This window comes from Paraburkholderia sp. D1E (assembly GCF_052682275.1).
On sequence record NZ_JBQYMB010000001.1, the window covers coordinates 2,652,076 to 2,670,232 of the forward strand.

Genomic DNA, 18,157 nt, shown 5'->3' on the forward strand with positions numbered 1-18,157 from the left:
TTGCGCGGCTTGCGCAGCACGGACAAACGAATTAAATTGAGTAATTCCATAAGCTGGATTGATAAATCATGCACCCCGAATTCGACGTCGATTTGCTGCGAACCTTCGTCGCGGTGGTGGAAACGGGCAGCTTCACGAAGGCGTCGACGACCGTGCATCGCTCGCAGGCGGCGGTCAGCATGCAGATCAAGCGGCTCGAAACCATGCTCGGCACCACACTGTTCGCCCGCACCACGCGCAATCTCTCGCTTACGCGGCCCGGCAATACGCTGCTCGAATACGCACGGCGTGTGCTGGCGTTGCATGAGGAAGCGTGGTCGGCGATCGTGCGGCCCGAGGTGACCGGGCGCGTGGTGCTGGGCGCACCGGACGATTACGTGTCGTCGCTCCTGTCGCCGGTGTTGCGGCGCTTTTCGAATCTGTATCCGCATGTGGAGATCGAGATCGTCTGCGCGCAGAGCACGTCGCTCGCGCCGATGCTGGCCGATAACAAGATCGATCTGGCCTTCGTTACGCGCGACCGCAAACTGCGCGGCGAATTCGTACGCAGCGAGCCGATGGTGTGGGTGGGGGCGTCGATGGATACGCCGGTGCTGGCGGCGTCACCTTTGCCGGTCGGGCTTTACGAGCCGGGCTGTGTGGCGCGCCAACATACGCTGGCGGCGCTGGACGGTGCGCGTATCCGCTATCGGGCGGCTTTTAGCAGTGCAAGTCTGATGGGTTTGGTGGCGACCGTCGATGCGGGGCTTTCGGTGATCGCGCTTACGCGCTGCAGCGTGCCGCCGCGGCTGGCGATACTCGGCGAAGCGCAAGGCTTGCCGAAGATTGCACCGCTGGAAATCGTGGTGGCGCGCAGCGCCAAATCGGACCGGCCGACATGCGATTATCTGGCCGCGCAGATGGTGCAGGATTTGTCGCTGCGGCCGCAGACACGTGGGGCTGCGGCCTAACTGCATGGCTCTACCTCGCGGCTCAAACTCGCGGATAAGCCGTCACCTCGCCATCCACGGCGAGCCGCACGTGTTCGCCCGGACGCGGCGACAGATATCCAGGCACGCGAGCGCGCACCACGGTCCGCGCGCCGGACTGCAATTGCAGCGCGACGCCTGCGTCCTGCCCCTGAAAGATCACCTCCTGCACGACGGCGTCGTAGGACGCCACGCCATTCGGCATCGTTTCCTCGGCGCGCAGCAGACGGATCTGTTCCGGCCGTACCATCACGTCGACCGCGCCGTTGCCCATCGGCTCGCACAGCGGCAAATCGCCGAGCTCGCAGTTCACGCGATCCTGCTTCACCACGCCCGGCAGCAACACGGCTTCACCGACGAATGAGGCGAGTTCACGCGTCACCGGCCTGCGGTACAGCGTCTCCGGAGTCGCGGTCTGGATCAGCCGGCCGTTCCACAGCACGGCGACCTCATGACCGAGCGACAGCGCTTCCGATTGATCGTGTGTGACGAGCACCGCGGTCGCGCCGGCCGCGGCCAGGGCGCTCGCCACCGCTTGCCGTGTTTCGAGCCGCAGTGCGGCGTCGAGCGAGGAGAAGGGCTCGTCGAGCATCACCAGCGTCGGCGACGGCGCGAGCGCACGAGCAAGCGCGACACGCTGCTGCTGACCGCCTGACAGTTGCTGCGGCGCCCGCCCGCTGAAGTTCGCCGGCAAGCCGACCAGCTCCAGCAATTCGGCCACACGATGCCGCGCGCGTCGCTGCGTGCGCGGTAAACCGAACACGATGTTGTCCGCCACGGAAAGATGCGGAAACAGTGCGCCTTCCTGCGGGACATAGCCAATGCGGCGCTGCTCGGAAGGCACATGCAGGTTGTCGCCGGCGACGCGGCGGCCGTCGATTTCGACGCTGCCGCTATCCGCGCGTTCGAAGCCGCACAGCAGGCGCAGCAAGGTGGTTTTGCCGCTGCCGGATGGTCCGAGCAGCGCGAGCAGCGTGCCGCGCTCGACGGAGAGATCGATACCGTGCAGCACGGGATGGCCGTCGAACGATTTTTGCAGTCCGCGGATACGAAGTTCGCTCATGAAAATCCGATGTCTAGGAGCAGGGCGATGGTGCGCGACGTTCAGTTGCGTTCGCCGAGTAAAGCCGATTTGCCGAGCAACGCGAACAGGAGGCCGGAGGCGAACAGCGAAATGCCGGTGAGGAGCGCCGCATAAGGCGCCGCGGCGGCGAACGCCATCGTCGACGTGTCGGCCCAGACCTGGGTCGCGAGGGTTCGCGTGTCGATCGGGGAGAGCAGCAGCGTCGCGTTCAACTCGGTGACGACCGAGATGAACACCATCGCCGCTGCCGCGCCAAGCCCGGGACCCGCCAGCGGCAACACCACGCGGAACAGAGTCTGCGACCAGGTCAGACCGAGGGCGCGCGCAGTCTCTTCGAGGCGCGGCTGCGCCTGCATGAAGGCGGCGCGCACGCTCACCAGCGCCACCGGCATGAACAGCATCGCGTAAGCGATCACCAGCAGCGTCGCGCTTTGATAGAGCGGTTGCAGCGCATGCACCGCGAGCGATACGATCGCCAGCGCGATCACCAGCCCCGGTATGCCTTGAGCCAGAAAAACGGTGCGTTCGAACAGCGTCGCGAAACGCGTCGGATAGCGCACCAGCAGAAACGCGAGCGGCACGACCAGCAGCGTGGTCAACAGCGCGGCAGCGAGCCCGAAACCGAGCGACGAGATCGTCGCGCTGAACAGCAGTTCGGGCGACACGTCGGCCGGTGTGACGGCGGCCGCGCCCGGTTGCGTGAGCCAGTAGCCGATCATGCCGAGCGGCACGCCGAGCGTCGCGATCGCCAGCGCAGCGAAACCGGCCACGACGATCCAGCGCCACGCGCCGAGGTCGTAGCGCAAGACCGCGCGACGCGTCCCGCGATCGACGCGTTCATAACGCGCCGCGCCGCGTACCCGAAACTCGAACGCCAGCACGATCAGGCAGATCACGATCAGCAGGCACGCGAGCAGTGAAGCGCCGCCGCCATCGAAACTGGTGCGGTATTCCGCATAGATTTGCGTGGTGAAGGTGCGAAAGCGCAGCAGCGTAAACGCACCGAATTCGGACAGCACGCCAAGCGCCACCAGCAGCATGCCGCCGAGCAGCGCGGGGCGCAGTTGCGGCAACACGACGCGAATGAACGTGGCCCAGCGGTTGCAGCCGAGCGCGCGCGCGCTTTCTTCAAGTGCCGGGTCCATACTGCGCAACGCCGCGGCCACCGGCAGATAAACGAGCGGGAAATACGCGGCGCTCAGCACCAGCAGCGCGCCGTTGAAGTCCTGCAGATCCAGGCTCAGCGACACCCACGCATAGCTCGAGATGAAGGCCGGCATCGCGAGCGGCGCGGCGGTGAGCACGGCCCAGATACGACGCCCCGGCAAATGCGTGCGTTCGACAAACCATGCGGCCGCCGTGCCGACGACAGCGCAGACGAGCGTGGTCGATACGGTGATCAGCAGCGTGTTGACCAGCAGTTCGCCGACCAGTGGCCGGAAGATCAGATCGACCGCCTCGTCGATGCCGAAGCTCGCCGCCCGCCAGAAGGTAAACGCAATCGGCAGCAACACCAGCAAAGCGCTGAGTGCTGCTGCCGCAAACAAACCGCGCGGCGCGCGCAAACGGGCGCGCGCCGGGGCGGAGGTTACAGCCGGAGGCCCGGCTGACACGGCATCGCTCATTTACAGCAAGCCTGCCTGACGCAGCAGTTTGCCTGCCAGGCTGTCGTCGCCGAGTTGCTGGATCGTCAGCGCCGGCGGGTTCAGTTCAGTGAAGGGCTTGAGGATCGGGTCCGGTGCAACGCCTGCATGCAACGGATATTCGAACATGACGTGGCTGTTCGCCATCAGCTTCTGTGCACGCTCGCTGACCAGATACGCAAGAAACTTCTGCGCGCCGTCCGTGTTGTGCGCGGACTTCAGCACCGCTGCGCCCGATACGTTCACCAGCGCGCCGGCGTCGCCGTTGCCGAAGTGATAGATCGCGCTGCGGGTTTTCGCATCGCCGATTTCAGCGTGCAGACGTGCCCAGTAGTAGTTGTTGATCAGACCCGTCGCGACACCGCCGCGATTGACGGCTGCCACCACGCCTTCGTCGTCGTCGAAAATCTGCGAGTTGGCTTTCAGGCCCTTCAGCCATGCGACGGTTTGCGCTTCACCCTTCAGTGCGAGCACGGCGCTCACGAGCGGCAGGAAGTCGCCGTCGCTCGGTGCAATGCCGACCTTGCCTTTCCATTCCGGCTTGGCCAGATCGAACAGCGACTGCGGCAGTTGCGATGCCTGCACCTTGGCCGTGTTGTAGGCCAGCACGTTTTCGCGTGCGGTCACGCCAACCCATACACCGCCCGGCGAATTGAAACGCGCCGGCACGGTGGCGAGCGTCGAGTCGTTCACGTGGCTCAGCAGGCCTTTCTCTTCGAGCAGCATCAACTCAGGCGAGTTTTCCGTGAAGTAGACGTCAGCGGGCGTGGCGGTGCCTTCCGCGACGAGTTGCGCGGCCATCGCCGGGCCTTCGCCGCTGCGGATCTTTACCGAAATGCCCGACTCTTTCTCGAAATCTTTAGCCAGCAGATTGACGACCTGCTCGTGCTGCGCGCTGTACAGCGTGATCGACGCAGCGTGGGCCGTCGACGGTACGGTCGCGAAGGCGGCCAGCGTGAGGGCGGCTGCGCTGCTGAGCAGGCGCAGGCGGGTGCCAAACCAGGAATGAGCCATGATCCTAAAATCCGTTAATGATGTTATTGGTCTTCGCCATGCCGCTTGCCTCGTGGCATAGCGGCTTACTTCGCGGCTTGCATTACGTCTCGAACAGTCCTGCGCCGATATACGAACCCGGCTTCGCGCCCGGCGGCACAGCGAACACCGCGCTGCCGACGTGCGTCGTGAACTGGTTCATCATGTCGAACTTCGCGAGCTTGTCATTGATCGGAATGAAGCCGGTACGCGGGTCGCTCTGGTGAGCCACGAAAATCAGGCCCGCGTCGTACTCGGTTTCCTGACGCCATGGCGGCCAGCGCTCGATGTAGAAGTTCGTGCCGTCGTTGTACGAGTACGAGCGGCGCAGAATCTGCGCACCGTTGTTGCTCGCCTGATTCGACAGACGCACGTGCGAGTTCTCCGGAATCACCGGATTGCCGTCCTTGTCTTCTTCCTTCAGGTCCACCGCGTCGAACTCGTTCTTCTTGCCGATCGGCGCGCCGCTGTATTTGTGGCGGCCGAATACCTGCTCCTGGAAATCCACCTCGGTGTTGTCCCAGTGTTCGAGCGTGATGCGGATGCGCCGCACCACCGTATAGGTGCCGCCTTCCATCCAGGGTGCGTCGGCGGTGGCGCCGGCCCAGATGAATTCGTTCATCAACTGCGGCTTCGCGGTCGACGGATTGTTGGTGCCGTCCTTGAAGCCCATCAGATTGCGCGGCGTCTGACCGCGCGGACCCGACAGGAAACCGGATTGACCCCAACGCATCGCTGCGGTGCCGTACGCGAGACGCGCCAGTTGCCGGACCGCGTGAAACGCGACCTGCTGATCGTTCGCGCAGGCCTGGATGAACAGGTCGCCGCCGGTCTTCTGCTCGATCAACTGATCGCCGTTAAAACGCGGCAGATCGACGAGCGCGGCGGGGCGGCGCGCGGCGAGGCCGTAGCGGTCCTTGCCGTCTTTCGTGAACAGACCCGGGCCGAAACCGAACGTGATCGTCAGGCCGCATGGGCCTAAGCCGAGCACGTCGCCGGAATCGGGCGCGGCTTTGGTGTTGGTCCGGCTGTAGGCCGCGTTGTCGGCCGTATTGTCGGCCTTGGCATCGGCCTTCGTAACAATCGTGGTGTCGGCCAGTTCCGCTTTGGCCGCGGTGCCAGTCGGCAGCGGTGCGGCCGTGGCGCCTTGCGTCAGACGCGCAGCGGCGTCGGTCCAGGCGCGCAGCAGGGCGATCACGTCGTCGCGTTTGTCGGTCGTGAGATCGAGCGCGGCGACATACGTGTGACTCTGCTGCGGCGTGACGATGCCGCCTTGATGCAGGGCGTAGAACGGCTCGACCGCCATCAGCGGATCGGCGTTGTGCGCCGGCGTCTTGCCAAGCGCGGCCTGGGCGACGCCGGTCGCACCGAGGCTCGCGCCCGCTGCGACCGCCGCACTGCCGGCCTTCAGAAAACCGCGCCGTGAGGGCCGCGGGGGTTGATCGTTTGCCATGGTTACTTCACCTTCAGTTGGCCGTGGGATGTGCCGGTTTTGCGACCGGCTCTGAGGCCGGGTTCGCTTCGCTCTTTTGCGTGGCTGGTTTGCCTGTCCTGTTTGCGTCGCTTACCTGGCCAGCACCAGCGTATTCACATCGTCCTGCACGTAGTAGAAACCGTCGCCTTCCGGGGTCATCGCGAGACCGAACAGGTCGCCGTTGCCCGGGGGCGATTGCGCCTTGTCGGTATCGATCCAGCGTGCGTAGAGTTGCTTGCCGGTGGCAGGATCGATTTCGACGATCTGGCCGTTCAGTGCATTGGTGACGAGCAGGTGGCCGTTAGGCGCCGTGACCATCGCGAGCGGGCGATGCAGCAAGCCGTCGGCGGTCAGTTGGCGGCCCACGCCCGCGCTGGTGTCGCGCGTCATCGGATCGTCGATTTCGGTGACGCGGTTGCCGATTGCATCGGACACGTACAGCAGTTTCTGATCGCCCGAGAGCGCGAGGCCGGTCGGGCCGACGAGGAATACGCCCTTGTCAGCCTGCGCGCCGAAGCCGCTGCCGATCACGGTTTCCTTCTTCACGACCGGTGGCTTGCCGGCCGGCACGTCGAGGTCCAGACGCAGCACGGTGGCCTGCTTGAACACCGGCGGATTGCCGTTCGCACCGCCCACGCCGAAACCGGCGTTGCTGACGAACAGCGTCGCGCTCGTGCCGTTGTCGACGACCGCCATGTTGCCCCACGGATCGTTGATGTTCGGACTGTTGATGGTCGATGCGACCTTGCCGTTCGGATCGATCACGATCAGGCAGCCGGCGCCTTTGGTGCCCGTGGTGCCGTCATTGCTCGGCGTGCTGCCGACGATCACGTAGCCCGACTTGAGCATCGTCATCGCGGTCGACAGGCCGATGCCGCCCGGGCATTCCTTCAGATCGCGCGGCACCGTGGCGAACACCGTCATCTGTCTGGTGTCCGGGTGATAGTTGATGATCGTGCTGCCGGTGCCCTGCAGATTGGTCGAATTATTGAAGTTGCCAACCAGCACGTCGCCCTGCTTGACGGTACCGGCCGTGACCGGTGCGACCACTACCGCATACGGATTCTGGTCGCCGTTTTCCGGCACGGTGTTGATCAGCGTGGTGTGATGCTTGACGGTTTCGAGGAAACCTTGCGGTTCGGCGTGCGCAATGCCGGTCGTCGCGAATGCGGCGGCGCTGACGGTTGCGGCAAGCAGGGCCCGCGCGGCGCGCGGCGAAATAAGGCGCGTGGGGTTGTTCATGAGTGAGCCTCCGTGCCTGCGCACAAAGCGGTGGTTGCGGTCATGATCGAAAGCATGGGATTCGATTGGGCTAGAGCGTGTGTGATGGCTGGGAACGGCATCAGAATGTGATGTTGGTCCGCACGCCGATGACGAACGTATTGCGCAGCGGCTGCGTGGGATCGCTCGGGTTCTGACCGGCGCCGGCATTGAACGTGTATTGCGCATCGGCTTGCAACTGCCACCACGGGTTGACCTGGTACTGGTAGGTCGCTTCGAGTGTGGTTTCGCTGGTGCGCACGCCGTACGGGCCGCCACTGAATGCCAGGTTATCCTGATCGAGACCGTTCACATGGTTGCCGATCTTGATGTACGTGAGCGCGATGCCGGCGCTGTCGTTGTCGCGGCCGGCGAACGGCGCCTTCAGCACGATGCCGAGATTGGCGGCGACGCTTACCAGGTTACGGTCGCCCGGTGCGCCCATTACGCGCGCGAAGACGTTGAGGCTACGCGGCTCGTCCGGATCCGGGCGCCAGATCATCTGGTCGGCGACCGCGTAGAAGCTGTAGTCGCCGTGATGATTCTGCGCAACGCCGGTACTTGCCGGGTTCGCAAGCGAGAGGCCGGTGTTGTCGAAGCGCTGATCAGCGAAGCTGCCGTTGTTGTACCAGACGCCGACCTTGTAGGTGCCCGGCAAACCGCCGCCGCCCATACCGACCATTTCCCCGTCAGCCGGCTGGTTGATCGCATACTGCAACTCGCCGATGAACAGCGTGCCGTTATGCAGGTTGAAGTTGGTGCCGCTTATGTTGTTCGGGTTGTTGCCGAGCGGATCGCCGTCGAATACGCCGGCGAGCGCTGTCAACGAAGGCGTGATCTGTCCGCGCACGCGCACGCCGAGGTCGGCCAGCGGATAAGCGGGACCGCCGGACGGCATGTCGTAGGACGGCAGGGCAGGCCAGCCGAACATCGTGTTCACGAACAGCGCCGAATTCGTGCTGGTGATGAATTCCTGGTCGATACTTTGCTGACCAACCTTGACGTCGATGCGCTTGTTCAGGAACGACTGCTGGTACCACAGTTCCCACAGGCGGGTCGTGTCCTGGGCTTCGATGCCGCTCGCCGTATTCAGCGTGCCCAGCTTGTTGGCGCTGAGGTTGGCGCCGTGGATCTGCAATGCGCTGACGTTGAACAGGCCGCCTGGCAAACCGAACGCTTTTTGCGTATCCATTTGCACGGTGGCTGTCGTGAGACCGTCGTAGTCCGCTCCGCGCGCGAGGCCGCCGCGGACATTGCCGAGCACCTCACTGGTTTCGGTGAGCGCGAACGTCACGCCATATTTGCCGAGCCAGGGGCGCAGACCGCCAATGTCGCCGAGCATCGTCGGGCGATTCCAGAAGCCGGTCCATTGATTCGTTTGAGCCGCCTTGATGTTCAGGTCGGCTTCCGGCGCTTCCGGTGCGGCATCGGGATTGGCGTCGGCCATTGCGGTGCCGGCACTCAACGTGGCCCAGGCGAAAGCCGTGCAAAGCGCGGCGTGGCGTATCGAGGGCAAACGCGAGCGGCGCACGGCACCGATGCGCGAGGCGGAGTCGCGAAGCGAACGCGCCTGGCCGGCGGGTTCTGTTGATCGGGCGAACTTCATCGAAATCCTTATTTGTGTTGTATCGACTCATCTGGGCATCGCGGCGGTACATCACTGTGCGCCAGCGACTTACTGCATCGGTTCGCGACGCCGGATGCAGCAGATGGCGAGATCGTACGCATGCGAAATAGGTGCGTCAACACAAATGAGAACGATTCGCATCAATATTACTGATGTGTAATTATGAGCTTTACGGACTGCTACTAAAGGTTGTTTGTGCGTAATTAAAATGGAATATAAGAGTAATGTTTTAGTATGGTTTGGCCGTATCAAACCGGCGCCGGATTAGCGGAGCGCTTTCTGAAGTAGCCGCCGTTCCGAACAGGAGCGGCGCCAATAGACAAGGGCGGGTGGCGACGAAGACAAGGAGAGGTGGACGCCTCGGGCAGGCAACAAAAGACGCTATGATCATCTTCCGAAGCCACGCTGTCATGCCAAGCCCTTAAATGCCCAACGCCCAAAACCATACCGGGACGACACCGATGTCACACTCAGTGAATCTGGACAATTACTTCACCCGCATAGGCTACAAAGGACCGCGCGCGGCGACGCTGGAAGTACTCCATGAACTCCATAAGCTGCACCCCAGAGCGATCCCCTTTGAGAACCTGAATCCGCTCACACACCGCGCGGTAAAACTCGATATCGAGTCAGTCGAACACAAGCTGATAACGCAACACCGCGGTGGCTACTGCTTCGAACAGAATGCGCTCTTCGCGAACGTCCTGACGCAGTTAGGCTTTAACGTTACGCCGCTATTGGGCCGAGTCCTGTGGGGCCGTGAATCCGGTGCAATTCCTCCTCGCACACATATGGTCCTGCGCGTCGAGATAGAAAGCGAAGCATGGATCGCCGATATCGGTTTCGGCAGCGTGACGCTGACAGCGCCGCTGCGCCTGATCGCGGGCATCGCGCAACCCTCGCAACTAGGCACGTTCCGTCTGGCCGACGCCTCGCACGATGCGCTCTACCTCGAAGTTCAATCCCGCGATGAAACCTGGGCTCGCGTCTACCGTTTCGACTTGCACCCGGTCGAATGGATCGACTACGAGACCTCGAACTGGTACACGTCGACCGCGCCGGATTCTGTTTTTCTGAACAACCTGATCGTGTGCCGGGTTCTCGCAGAATCGCGCCTGACACTGCTTAACGACCAACTGAACGAACGCGCTGCGGACGGCCAGCTCATCAGCGAACGGCAACTAGAAAGCGCAGATGAACTGGCAAGCTGCCTGCGCGATCAATTCGGTCTGAATACGGGTGACATCGACATGGCGGAAGTGTTCGGGCGCGTGCGCTCACCGGCGGCGGGCTCCGCCTGACGAGAGCGTACCGGGCACCTGCCCACCCCGAGTCATCAACGACCCTTAGCGAACGCCACAAACTCATCATGATCACGCGCCTCATTCTGCAAACGGTGGCCTGGCTGATATGCATGGGCGCGCTGCTGTTCGGCGCCGCCGGTACCCTCGCATGGCCTGCCGGCTGGTGGTATCTGATCGAGACAGGCGCATTGAGTTTGTGGGTTGGCTTCTGGCTGGCACGCCACGACCCGGGCCTCCTCGCCGAGCGTCTCGCGCCGATCGTTCAGGCGCAGCAAAGCCGCTGGGACCGCTTCTTCATGATTGGCGTGGCGCTGATGTGGACCGCCTGGCTCGTCCTGATGGCATTCGACGCGATGCGCTATCACTGGTCGGCGCCGCTGCCGGTATGGCTGGTGAGCCTCGGCTCGCTCTGCATCTTCCTCTGTATCTTCATGTGCCGTTTCGTGTTCCAGGCCAATAGCTTTGCCGCGCCGGTCGTGAAGATCCAGACAAGCCGTGGTCACAAAGTTATCGACACCGGCCCCTATGCCTATGTGCGTCATCCGATGTACTCGGCCGCGCTGCTGTTGTTCATCGGCACGCCATTGCTGCTCGGCTCATGGTGGGGTCTTGCCTGCGTGCCGCTGCTAGTGATCGGTATCGGCTGGCGCGCGGTCCGCGAGGAGCGCGTACTGGCGCAGCAACTCGACGGCTACACCGCCTACACCTCACGCGTGCGTTACCGCTTCGTCCCGTTCATCTGGTAAGGCGCGCAAGGCGCCAATTCGAAGCGCGCCAAGCTCTCAAGCACCAACCTGTCTAGACAAAATGCACCACGCTGACGCACCCGGTCGAGCGCGGTGCATTGTCTTTGCACGTTCAGAACTCCCTTAAAAGCCTTGTCGCGCGGCAATTCATAGGGGCTTACCCGATGATTCCGACGATTTCTAACAAATCCTCTTGCGACTGCTTTTTGACTCATGCAGACTTGTCTATACAAATTAAGCGGCAGAAAAAACCCAGCTCGACGGTTTCCTCAATCAAAGGAGTTTCGACGTGAAAGTGAAGCGCACGACGTTAGCAAAAGCATTGATGGGCGCCGTTCTCGGCGCCGCGACGATTTTCGCGGCACCGGCGCAGGCCAAAGACTGGAAGACGGTGACGATCGCGCTGGAAGGCGGTTACGCGCCATGGAACCTGACCTTGCCGGGCGGCAAGCTGGGCGGCTTCGAACCGGAGCTGGTCGCCAACCTGTGCGAGCGCATCAAGCTGCAATGCAACCTTGTGGCGCAAGACTGGGACGGCATGATCCCCGGTCTGCAAGCCGGCAAGTTCGATGTGCTGATGGACGCGATCTCGATCACACCGGAGCGCGAAAAGATCATCGCGTTCTCGAAGCCGTACGCCGCTACGCCGGCCACGTTCGCTGTGACTGACGCGAAGGTGCTGCCGAAGGCCGTGCCGACCGCAGGCGTCGTGAAGCTGTCAGGCGATCCGAAAGCCGACCAGCCTACCGTCGACGCCTTGCGCAAGCAGCTGAAGGGCAAGACCATCGGCATTCAGTCGGGCACGGTTTACACCAAGTTCATCAACGACGGCTTCAAGGACGTCGCCACGATCCGCGTCTACAAGACATCGCCCGAGCGCGATCTCGATCTGGCCAACGGCCGCATCGACGCCTCGTTCGACGACGTGACCTACTACGCCGCCAACATCGACAAGAAAGATACCGCGTCGATCGTCATGGCCGGTCCGAAGATTGGCGGCCCGATCTGGGGTCCGGGTGAAGGCCTCGCATTCCGCAAGCAGGACGCCGACCTGAAAGCGAAGTTCGATACCGCGATCAGCGCCGCGCTTGCCGACGGCACCGTCAAGAAGCTCTCCACCAAGTGGTTCAAGACTGACGTCACGCCTTGATTCGCCTGAGCGTTCAGATGTGCGGCAGGCGGGGTGTGAAGAACCGCGCCTGCTGGCTGGTTCGATCCGCTGTAATGGATGAGAGGTAGGGAATGGCTCTGATAGAGATGCTCGGCTTCGGGCCGGAAGGCTGGGGCGGCGTGTTGCTGCTTGCAGCATTGATGACGGTCGCACTCACGCTGGCGGCGCTCGCGGTCGGCGCCGTGTTCGGCGCGCTGGTCGCGGCGGCCAAGCTGTCGCGTTTTCGCACGCTGCGCGTGATCGGCGATGTGTACACCACCGTGTTTCGTGGCGTGCCCGAGTTGCTCGTCATCTATCTGTTCTATTTCGGCGGTTCGACGCTCGTGACCACGATCGGTCAATGGTTCGGCGCGGACGGCTTTGTCGGCGTGCCGCCATTCGTGATCGGCGCACTCGCAGTCGGCATGATTTCCGGCGCGTATCAGGCCGAGGTGTACCGCTCGGCGGTGCTCGCGGTATCGCGCGGCGAGCTCGAAGCGGCGCGTTCGATCGGCATGCCCACCATGACGATGGCGCGCCGCATTCTGATTCCGCAAGTGCTGCGTTTCGCGTTGCCGGGCATTGGCAATGTCTGGCAATTGAGCCTGAAAGACTCGGCGCTGATTTCCGTCACGGGCTTGGCCGAACTGCTGCGCACCAGTCAGATCGCGGCGGGTTCGACGCATCAGTACTTCACGTTCTTCGTGGTGGGCGGCGCGCTGTATCTGCTGATGACCAGCATCTCGAACCGGATCTTCAACCGCGCCGAAGCGCGCGTGGGCCGATCCTTCAAGCGCAACTTCGCGCGCAACTGACGAGGACCGGACATCATGCATTTCGACTTCGATTTCCTGCTCGACACGCTGCGGCAACTGATTGCAGCCGTGCCGACCACGCTAGGGCTGTTCTTCTGCTCGCTGATTCTTGGTGGCTTGCTCTCGCTCGTGATCGTCACGATGCGCGTGTCGCCGCACTGGCTGCCGAATCGCTTCGCGCGCGCTTATATCCTCGTATTTCGCGGCTCGCCGTTGTTGATCCAGATGTTCCTTGTCTACTACGGCATGGGCCAGTTCGGGGTGATTCGCGAGAGCTTCCTGTGGCCAGTATTGCGCGAGCCGTACATGTGTGCGGTTTTATCGCTGGCGCTGTGCACCGCCGGATATACCGCTGAGATTATCCGCGGTGGTTTGATGGCCGTGCCGGTCGGTCAGATCGAAGCGGGCTATTCGATCGGCCTGTCGGGTTTCGCGCTGCTGCGCCGCGTGATCGGTCCGATTGCTTTGCGCCAGTGTTTGCCCGCGTATTCGACCGAGGCCGTGCTGCTCGTCAAATCGACCGCGCTCGCCAGTCTCGTTACCGTGTGGGAAGTGACCGGCGTCGCGCAGCAGATCATTCAGCAAACGTATCGCACCACGGAAGTATTCATCTGCGCCGCGCTGATCTATCTGTTCCTGAATTTCGTCATTGTGCGTTTGCTCGGTTTCCTCGAGATCCGTCTGTCGCGCCATCTGCGTGCGGCGCCCACGCAAAGCTCGCCGAGCCGGCCGGTTTCTGCCACGACCGAAGCACGCCGCGCCGCACCCTGAACGATCGCAAATCTTGCAGAATCTGGAGAATCCCATGAACGCTACGGCACCTGTTGCACTGTCGGTCAAGAACATCCATAAATCGTTCGGCGACCACCACGTGCTCAAAGGCATTTCGCTCGACGCCCATCAAGGCGACGTGATTTCGATTCTCGGCGCGAGCGGCTCTGGCAAGAGCACTTTTCTGCGCTGCCTGAATCTGCTCGAAACGCCGGACGACGGCTCGGTGGCGCTGGGCGGCGAAGAGCTGAAAATGAAGCGACGCGGGGACGGCAAGCTGCATCCCAGCGACCGCCGCCAGGTGGATCGTGTGCGCTCGCAGCTCGGCATGGTGTTTCAGAACTTCAATCTGTGGTCGCATATGACCGTGCTGGAGAACCTGATCGAAGGGCCGATGCGCGTGCAGAAGCGCAGCCGCGCCGAATCGGTTGAAGAAGCGGAAGCACTCCTCGCGAAAGTCGGTCTCGCGGAAAAACGCGGCCACTATCCGGCACATCTGTCTGGCGGCCAGCAGCAGCGCGTGGCGATCGCGCGTGCTTTGGCGATGCATCCGAAGGTGATGCTGTTCGACGAACCGACCTCGGCGCTTGACCCCGAACTGGTTGGCGAAGTGCTGCGCGTGATGCGTTCGCTCGCCGAAGAGGGCCGCACGATGCTGGTTGTCACGCACGAGATGGGTTTCGCGCGCCATGTGTCGAATCGCGTGATGTTCCTGCATCAAGGTCAGGTAGAAGCCGACGGTACGCCGGACGAAGTGTTCGTCGAATGCAAGTCGGACCGCTTCCGCCAATTCGTGTCGAGCCACCAGGATCGCACGACTAACTAACTGATCAGCGTTAGCTGGTCACCCCCTCATCACTTCACTGGGCAGCGCACTATCATGGCCGTGATCCGTTCCGATTGTTCTCTCAACTGGCGTCAGGCCGCAGCAGTTGCGGCGGGCGAGCCGCTTGAGCTTTCCGCCAGTTCGCGTGCGCGGATCGCGGCGTCACGCGAGCTGGTCGAGCAGATCGTCGCGCGCGGCATTCGCGCGTATGGCGTGAATACCGGCGTCGGGGCCTTGTGCGACGTGATCGTGTCGCCGTCCGAGCAGCACACGTTGTCGCGCAACATCCTGATGAGTCATGCAGTCGGCGTCGGCGTGCCGCTCGGTGCGGCTGAAACGCGCGCGATCATGGTGGCGGCCGTCAACAATTATGCACACGGACATTCGGGGATTCGCCTCGAAGTCGCCGACCGGCTCGTGGCGTTGATCAACGCCGATTGCCTGCCCGAAGTGCCGACGTTCGGCTCGGTCGGTTATCTGAGCCATATGGCGCATATTGCGCTGGTATGTATCGGCGAAGGCTATGTGCGCTATCGCGGCGATCGGCTCAAAGGGCGCGACGCGCTGCAGATGCTCGGGCTCGAACCCCTGGTGCTTGAAGCCAAGGAAGGCCTGAGCCTCGTCAACGGCACACCGTGTGTGACAGGTCTCGCAACGTTGGCATTGGCGCGCGCCGAGCAGTTGCTCGACTGGTGCGACGTGGTTGCCGCGATGAGCTTCGAGAATCTGCGTGGCCAGCTCGCCGCGTTCGATGCCGAATCACTGGCATTGCGCATCTCGCCTGGCCTGAGCCTGGTCGGCGAACGGATGCGCACGGCGCTCGCAGACAGTGGCATCCTCGCTGCGGTAGTCGGTCAGCGCACGCAAGACCCGTTGAGCTTGCGGACCATTCCGCACGTGCACGGGGCCGCGCGCGACGTGCTGGCCGCGACCGCCGAAGTGCTCAACCGCGAGCTCGCATCGATTACCGACAACCCGATCGTAGCCGGCACGCCGGAAAACCCGCGCGTCTATTCGCAGGCGCACGCGGTGGGGGCGTCGATCGCACTGGCAATGGACAGTCTCGCCACCGCGATCGCGCAAGTCGCGGCGATGGCCGAGCGGCGTCTCGACCGCCTCGTCAATCCGCTCGTCAGCGGCTTGCCGGCGTTTCTCGCGGAGCCGGGCGGCACCTGCTCGGGCTTCATGATCGCGCAGTACACGGCGGCCTCGCTGGTCGCGCAGAACCGGCGCCTCGCGATGCCCGCAAGTCTCGATGGCGGCATCACGTCCGGTCTGCAGGAGGACCACCTGTGCCACGCCACGCCCGCTGCGCTGAAAGCGTTGGAGATCGTCGACAATGCCGGGCGTATCGTCGCGATCGAATTGCTAGCGGCGGCACAAGCTTACGATCTGCAAAGCGTCGATGCCCCGCGCGCACCGCACACCGACGCGCTCTGGCAACGCGTGCGCCGCGTCGTACCGACCTATCGCGACGACCGGCCACTCGCGGACGACATGACGATTGCGTTTCGCATGATCGCCGATGAAACACCGCCGCCGCTGCCAAACCCGGGTAATATTCGGCCCGGGCTGGACGCTTCAGTCTGCGGCGCGGGTCCTGCCGCATTGGCGAGTGTGACGAGCGTTGCCACTACGGGCAAGGTCGACGCCGACCCGGCGGCCAATGACGGCCGGGCGGCTGCCCACGCAGGTTGAAGGACTCAGTTGCCTGGCCTGAGTTGATGCACCTGGATTGATGGAGACAAAGCCGGTGAGCGGGCTTACCCGCCGGTGAACCGGCCTGACGTGTACCACCCGTGTACCATCCGCGTACCACCCACGAGGTCGACGTGAACACTATTACAAACGCGCAAACCGCAGACACGCAGGACCGCCCTGATCGTACCCATGAGACACCCGCGAAGGCGATGCCCGCCTATGAGCAGATCAAGCGCTATGTGATCCGGCGCATCAGCGAGGGGGACTGGAAGCCGGGCGGTTTGATCCCATCCGAAACAGAGCTGGTCAAGGAATTCGGCGTTGCGCGCATGACGGTATCGCGCGCGCTGCGTGAACTCACGACCGACCGCGTGCTGACGCGTGTGCAAGGCTCCGGCACGTTCGTTGCGCCGCAGCGCTACGAATCCACGGTGCTTGAAATCCGCAATATCGCCGACGAAATCGCGGCGCGCGGCCATCGCCATTCAGCGCGTGTGCTGACGCTCGAACCGAGCGACGATCCGCACGCGCTCGAAGCGCTCGGTCTCGCCGGCGGCCCCGCGTTTCACTCGTGCATCGTGCACAGCGAAGAAGGCGAGCCGATTCAGTACGAGGATCGCTACGTCAATCCGAAAGTATTCCCCGACTACCTGCAACAGGACTTCACCGTCGAGACACCGAATCACTACATGGTGCGGCTCGCGCCGATCCAGCGCGCGGAGTTTCGCATCTATGCGCAGAAGCCTGACGCGTATGTGCGGCGGCATCTGATGATGGATATCGGCGAGCCCTGCTTGCAGCTATGGCGCCGCACATGGGTGGGTGACGACGTGGCGACGTCGGTGCAGTTGTGGCATCCGGCATCGCGTTTCCATCTGGCGGGCAACGTGTGAGTGGCAAGACCTGGGCGAGGGCACGGGGCTCGCGTCGCTAGCCCTGCCGCTGCGATAGATCGGGTGTGAACCGGCAACCCAGTCGGTACCGCGAACCCGGGTGCACGAAACGCGCGAACGTGACCGCAATGCCGCTCGTCCACGTGCGGCGCATCAGCGTCAGGCAGGGTTCATCGACACGAATTTCCAGTAACTCGGCTTCGGCGCGCGTCGGCAGACCCGCGTCAACGATATGCTCGACGTCGTGCGCCGGGACGGTCTCGAACAGATACTCCGATGGCCTCGTCGTGGAGAAATCCTGCTTCAGGAAGTCAGGTGCCGTTACTGGATTGACGTAGCGGTCTTCGAGCTGCACCGGCAAACCGTTCTCGCGATGCACGCATATCACATGAAACACGGAAGCGCCAGGTGCAAGTCCTAAAGCGCTCGACACGGTTACCGGCGCGGTTTCGCGTTGCGAAAGGACCGTGTCGTAGCCGTATTCGTGACCCCGCGAGCGGATCTCGTCGCCGATATGGGCGATCATCAGCAGTGTCGATTGCGGTTTGGTTTGCGCGACGAAAGTGCCCACACCGGACACGCGGGTGACGAGGCCTTCATCGGCGAGTTCGCGCAACGCGCGGTTCACCGTCATGCGCGACACGCCGAGCGTCGCGACCAGGTCCAGTTCGGACGGTAGCCGCTCACCCGCTTGCCGCGCGCCCGATTCGATAATCTGGCGGATGTGGTTTTTGACCTGTTCGTAGCGGGCGGCCGGTGCGTCGTTAGCCCTGCGCGTGGCTTTTATCGCCGCGGCGGATGGGTGGCCGTGAGTTTTGCTGCGAACGGTAGAAGACATCGGCGGCCCTTGCGCTACTGTCCGC

General features: G+C 63.1%; 16 protein-coding genes. 9 read left to right on the forward strand and 7 right to left on the reverse strand.

Annotated features, from left to right (window positions below; translation table 11 throughout):
* Window positions 1–68 precede the first annotated feature (68 nt).
* Complete coding sequence (locus tag ACUN0E_RS12030) at window positions 69–950, forward strand: LysR family transcriptional regulator (RefSeq protein ID WP_408339634.1); 882 nt, start codon at window positions 69–71, stop codon at window positions 948–950.
* 22 nt (window positions 951–972) lie between these two features.
* Here the strand turns inward: ACUN0E_RS12030 and ACUN0E_RS12035 are convergent, their stop codons facing one another.
* The 6 genes from ACUN0E_RS12035 to ACUN0E_RS12060 form a co-directional block, all read right to left on the reverse strand.
* Window positions 973–2,031, reverse strand: a complete 1,059-nt coding sequence (locus ACUN0E_RS12035; protein ID WP_445566715.1) for an ABC transporter ATP-binding protein — start codon at window positions 2,029–2,031, stop codon at window positions 973–975.
* A gap of 41 nt (window positions 2,032–2,072) precedes the next feature.
* Window positions 2,073–3,677 carry an ABC transporter permease gene (locus tag ACUN0E_RS12040; RefSeq protein ID WP_408230004.1) on the reverse strand — a complete coding sequence of 535 codons (1,605 nt, stop codon included), beginning with the start codon at window positions 3,675–3,677 and terminating at the stop codon, window positions 2,073–2,075.
* Window positions 3,678–4,709, reverse strand: a complete 1,032-nt coding sequence (locus ACUN0E_RS12045; RefSeq protein WP_408230007.1) for an iron ABC transporter substrate-binding protein — start codon at window positions 4,707–4,709, stop codon at window positions 3,678–3,680.
* Between the two features lie 82 nt (window positions 4,710–4,791).
* The gene (locus ACUN0E_RS12050; protein WP_445566716.1) at window positions 4,792–6,180 is read right to left on the reverse strand and encodes a Dyp-type peroxidase; all 1,389 of its coding nucleotides are present in this window, start codon (window positions 6,178–6,180) and stop codon (window positions 4,792–4,794) included.
* 111 nt (window positions 6,181–6,291) lie between these two features.
* Complete coding sequence (locus tag ACUN0E_RS12055; protein ID WP_445566717.1) at window positions 6,292–7,443, reverse strand: hypothetical protein; 1,152 nt, start codon at window positions 7,441–7,443, stop codon at window positions 6,292–6,294.
* A gap of 100 nt (window positions 7,444–7,543) precedes the next feature.
* Window positions 7,544–9,067, reverse strand: a complete 1,524-nt coding sequence (locus ACUN0E_RS12060; protein WP_445566718.1) for a carbohydrate porin — start codon at window positions 9,065–9,067, stop codon at window positions 7,544–7,546.
* A 482-nt stretch (window positions 9,068–9,549) separates the two neighbouring features.
* Here ACUN0E_RS12060 and ACUN0E_RS12065 point away from each other — a divergent pair, with 482 nt between their 5' ends.
* The 8 genes from ACUN0E_RS12065 (at window position 9,550) to hutC (ACUN0E_RS12100) (ending at window position 17,294) form a co-directional block, all read left to right on the forward strand.
* Window positions 9,550–10,389, forward strand: coding sequence for an arylamine N-acetyltransferase family protein (locus tag ACUN0E_RS12065; protein WP_445566719.1), 840 nt, complete (start codon window positions 9,550–9,552; stop codon window positions 10,387–10,389).
* Between the two features lie 68 nt (window positions 10,390–10,457).
* The gene (locus ACUN0E_RS12070; RefSeq protein ID WP_408339652.1) at window positions 10,458–11,138 is read left to right on the forward strand and encodes a methyltransferase family protein; all 681 of its coding nucleotides are present in this window, start codon (window positions 10,458–10,460) and stop codon (window positions 11,136–11,138) included.
* A gap of 325 nt (window positions 11,139–11,463) precedes the next feature.
* Window positions 11,464–12,288, forward strand: a complete 825-nt coding sequence (locus tag ACUN0E_RS12075; RefSeq protein ID WP_408230330.1) for a transporter substrate-binding domain-containing protein — start codon at window positions 11,464–11,466, stop codon at window positions 12,286–12,288.
* A 92-nt stretch (window positions 12,289–12,380) separates the two neighbouring features.
* Entirely contained in the window at window positions 12,381–13,103 is a 723-nt protein-coding gene (locus ACUN0E_RS12080; protein ID WP_408230025.1) for an ABC transporter permease, read from the forward strand.
* 15 nt (window positions 13,104–13,118) lie between these two features.
* A complete protein-coding gene (locus ACUN0E_RS12085; RefSeq protein WP_408230028.1) occupies window positions 13,119–13,874 on the forward strand; it encodes an ABC transporter permease in 756 nt (251 codons plus the stop codon).
* Between the two features lie 34 nt (window positions 13,875–13,908).
* Window positions 13,909–14,700 (forward strand): ABC transporter ATP-binding protein, encoded by a 792-nt coding sequence (locus ACUN0E_RS12090; protein ID WP_325045789.1) that lies wholly within the window; start codon window positions 13,909–13,911, stop codon window positions 14,698–14,700.
* 54 nt (window positions 14,701–14,754) lie between these two features.
* Window positions 14,755–16,398: an HAL/PAL/TAL family ammonia-lyase gene (locus ACUN0E_RS12095; RefSeq protein WP_445566720.1), complete on the forward strand. Its 1,644-nt coding sequence runs from the start codon at window positions 14,755–14,757 to the stop codon at window positions 16,396–16,398.
* 212 nt (window positions 16,399–16,610) lie between these two features.
* The gene (hutC, locus tag ACUN0E_RS12100) at window positions 16,611–17,294 is read left to right on the forward strand and encodes a histidine utilization repressor (protein ID WP_325045801.1); all 684 of its coding nucleotides are present in this window, start codon (window positions 16,611–16,613) and stop codon (window positions 17,292–17,294) included.
* A 37-nt stretch (window positions 17,295–17,331) separates the two neighbouring features.
* Here hutC (ACUN0E_RS12100) and hutC (ACUN0E_RS12105) read toward each other — a convergent pair whose 3' ends face one another.
* Complete coding sequence (gene hutC / locus ACUN0E_RS12105; protein ID WP_445566721.1) at window positions 17,332–18,132, reverse strand: histidine utilization repressor; 801 nt, start codon at window positions 18,130–18,132, stop codon at window positions 17,332–17,334.
* Window positions 18,133–18,157 lie beyond the last annotated feature (25 nt).

Excerpts from the sequence above, each read along its gene's own strand:
- ACUN0E_RS12035 (WP_445566715.1), bottom strand. The coding sequence starts at position 2,031 with ATGAGCGAACTTCGTATCCGCGGACTGCAAAAATCGTTCGACGGCCAT.
- ACUN0E_RS12050 (WP_445566716.1), bottom strand. The coding sequence starts at position 6,180 with ATGGCAAACGATCAACCCCCGCGGCCCTCACGGCGCGGTTTTCTGAAG.
- ACUN0E_RS12055 (WP_445566717.1), bottom strand. The coding sequence starts at position 7,443 with ATGAACAACCCCACGCGCCTTATTTCGCCGCGCGCCGCGCGGGCCCTG.
- ACUN0E_RS12030 (WP_408339634.1), top strand. The coding sequence starts at position 69 with ATGCACCCCGAATTCGACGTCGATTTGCTGCGAACCTTCGTCGCGGTG.
- ACUN0E_RS12065 (WP_445566719.1), top strand. The coding sequence starts at position 9,550 with ATGTCACACTCAGTGAATCTGGACAATTACTTCACCCGCATAGGCTAC.
- ACUN0E_RS12075 (WP_408230330.1), top strand. The coding sequence starts at position 11,464 with ATGGGCGCCGTTCTCGGCGCCGCGACGATTTTCGCGGCACCGGCGCAG.
- ACUN0E_RS12080 (WP_408230025.1), top strand. The coding sequence starts at position 12,381 with ATGGCTCTGATAGAGATGCTCGGCTTCGGGCCGGAAGGCTGGGGCGGC.
- ACUN0E_RS12095 (WP_445566720.1), top strand. The coding sequence starts at position 14,755 with ATGGCCGTGATCCGTTCCGATTGTTCTCTCAACTGGCGTCAGGCCGCA.
- ACUN0E_RS12070 (WP_408339652.1), top strand. The coding sequence starts at position 10,458 with ATGATCACGCGCCTCATTCTGCAAACGGTGGCCTGGCTGATATGCATG.
- ACUN0E_RS12045 (WP_408230007.1), bottom strand. The coding sequence starts at position 4,709 with ATGGCTCATTCCTGGTTTGGCACCCGCCTGCGCCTGCTCAGCAGCGCA.
- hutC (WP_445566721.1), bottom strand. The coding sequence starts at position 18,132 with ATGTCTTCTACCGTTCGCAGCAAAACTCACGGCCACCCATCCGCCGCG.
- ACUN0E_RS12060 (WP_445566718.1), bottom strand. The coding sequence starts at position 9,067 with ATGAAGTTCGCCCGATCAACAGAACCCGCCGGCCAGGCGCGTTCGCTT.
- ACUN0E_RS12090 (WP_325045789.1), top strand. The coding sequence starts at position 13,909 with ATGAACGCTACGGCACCTGTTGCACTGTCGGTCAAGAACATCCATAAA.
- ACUN0E_RS12040 (WP_408230004.1), bottom strand. The coding sequence starts at position 3,677 with ATGAGCGATGCCGTGTCAGCCGGGCCTCCGGCTGTAACCTCCGCCCCG.
- ACUN0E_RS12085 (WP_408230028.1), top strand. The coding sequence starts at position 13,119 with ATGCATTTCGACTTCGATTTCCTGCTCGACACGCTGCGGCAACTGATT.
- hutC (WP_325045801.1), top strand. The coding sequence starts at position 16,611 with ATGCCCGCCTATGAGCAGATCAAGCGCTATGTGATCCGGCGCATCAGC.